Source organism: Kitasatospora sp. NPDC004799, from assembly GCF_040609095.1.
In the GTDB taxonomy this organism is placed as follows: domain Bacteria; phylum Actinomycetota; class Actinomycetes; order Streptomycetales; family Streptomycetaceae; genus Kitasatospora.
The window spans coordinates 1-2,029 of sequence record NZ_JBEXJK010000717.1 but is presented as its reverse complement, the minus strand read 5'-3'; the positions used below and the strand labels follow the sequence as shown (position 1 = coordinate 2,029).

Sequence of the window (2,029 nt, the reverse complement as noted above, 5' to 3'; positions counted from 1 at the left end):
GTCGCGGATCGGAACCGGGGCCTGCGGCGGCCCGCCCTGCGGCGGCGGGGCCGGCGTCCGGCCGTCCACTAGGCTGACGCACCGTCAAACAGGAGGGCGGGCCATGGCGGAGACGGCTCCGACGTACACCGCGCTGGTGCTGGACGGGCTGGCGCGCGACCCCGCCCGGGTGGCGATCCGGGACGGCGAGGACGCGTGGAGCGGGCAGCGGTGCCTGGACCTGGTGCACCGCACCGCCCGGGCGCTGGAGCGGGCCGGGCTCGGGCGCGGGGACGGGGTGACCGTGCTGGCCGGGAACCGGCCGGAGACGCTGCTGGTGCGACTGGCCGCGAACCTGCTGGGCTGCCGGGTGGCGATGCCGTTCCCGGACGGGCCGGTCGCGGAGCAGGTGGCGCTGGCCGAGTTCGCCGGAACCTCCGCGCTGGTCTTCGACCCGGTCCGGTACGCGGCGGCGGCCGACGGGATCGCGCGGGCCGTGCCGTCGGCCCTGCTGTTCTCCCTGGGCCCGTCGCCGTTCGGGCTCGGCACGGACCTGCTGGACCTCGCCGCGGCCCGCTCCCCCGCCCCGTTCGAACCCCGCGGCCGGCCCGAGGACGTGATGGCGGTGCGGTTCACCGGCGGCACCACCGGGCGCCCGAAAGGGGTGCTGCGCCGCTTCGCCCGTCCGCCGCGCCCGCCGCTGCTGTCCGGCTCCGTCTTCCTGCTGTGCACCCCGCTCTGCCACGGCGGCGGCACCTCCGCGGACCTGGCGCTGGCCGCGGGCGGCACCGTGGTGATGCTGGACGGGTTCGACGCCGGGGCCGTGCTGGCGGCGGTGGAACGGCACCGGGTGACCCGGATGTACCTGCCGCCGCACCTGCTCTACCGGCTGCTGGACCACCCCCTGCTGCCCACCACCGACACCGGCAGCCTGCGCCGGGTCGGCTACACCGGCTGCGCGGCCTCGCCGCGGCGCCTCGCCGAGGGGACCCGGCGGCTGGGCCGGGTGCTGCACCAGACGTACAGCCTGACGGAGTGCGGGCCGGTCACCCGGCTGGGCCCGGACGAGCACCTGGCGCCGCGGCTGCTGACCACCGCCGGCCGCCCGTACCCGGACACCGGGCTGCGCATCCTGGACGAGGACGGCACGGAGCTGCCGCCGGACCGCACCGGGGAGATCTGCGTCCGGACGCCGACCGCGATGGCCGGCTACTGGCGCGACCCGGAGCTGACCGAGCGGGTGCTCCGGGACGGCTGGCTGCACACCGGCGACCTGGGCAGCCTGGACGCGGCCGGCTATCTGACGGTGGCCGGGCGGCGGGACCCGATGGCGATCCTCGACGGGCGCAACTTGTTCCCCCGCGAGATCGAGGAGCCGCTGCGCACCCACCCGGAGGTCCGCGAGGCGGTGATGTTCACGACCACCGACCCGGACCGCCTGGACCGGGTGCACGCCGCCGTCGCCCTCACCCCCGGCTCGCGGCTGACGGCCGAGCAGCTGCACCGGTGGGGACAGGCGCGCGGACTGGGCCCGTGCGCCCCGGACGCACTCCTGCTGCTGCCCGCGATCCCCCTGAACGGGCTGGGGAAGCCGGACCTCGCCGCCCTGCGGGCCCAGGTGGGCGACGGGACCGGACGGGCGGCCGCCACCGCGGGGGCGCGCGGCGGGGTGTGAGCGCCCTGCCGGCGCTTCGGACGCCCGCCCGGGTGACCACTCGTACACCAACCGACGGGAAGAACCGTCCGTGGGGCACTCGACCCTGCGGCCCGGCCCGCCGATACCTCCCCGGCGTCGTCGTGCGCGCCGGTGCCGGCCGCACCGTCCCCCGGGAGGAACCACCGTGACCTGGCTACGCGTCCTGACCGCACTCGGCATCCTCGCCGTAGCGGCCGGCGCCCTGATCGTCTTCGCCCGCTGCACCGCCGTCCCCCACGGCGGGCGCGCCGCCGACGAGGCGCCGCCCGACCTCCGGGCGGACGCCGAGGGCAGCGGCCTCCAGCGGCCGACCCGCGCCGCCGCCGGACCCAACCCCCGCACAGGCCCCCCCCC

2 protein-coding genes are annotated in these 2,029 nt (G+C 78.1%); both read left to right on the top strand.

Going from position 1 to position 2,029, the window contains the following annotated elements; translation table 11 throughout:
• Positions 1-103: 103 nt before the first annotated feature.
• Positions 104-1,654 carry an AMP-binding protein gene (locus ABZW03_RS40210; protein WP_355269752.1) on the top strand — a complete coding sequence of 517 codons (1,551 nt, stop codon included), beginning with the start codon at positions 104-106 and terminating at the stop codon, positions 1,652-1,654.
• A 166-nt stretch (positions 1,655-1,820) separates the two neighbouring features.
• The coding region (locus tag ABZW03_RS40205; RefSeq protein ID WP_355269750.1) for a hypothetical protein at positions 1,821-2,029 on the top strand (209 nt) is incomplete at its 3' end.

Excerpts from the sequence above, each read along its gene's own strand:
- ABZW03_RS40210 (WP_355269752.1), top strand. The coding sequence starts at position 104 with ATGGCGGAGACGGCTCCGACGTACACCGCGCTGGTGCTGGACGGGCTG.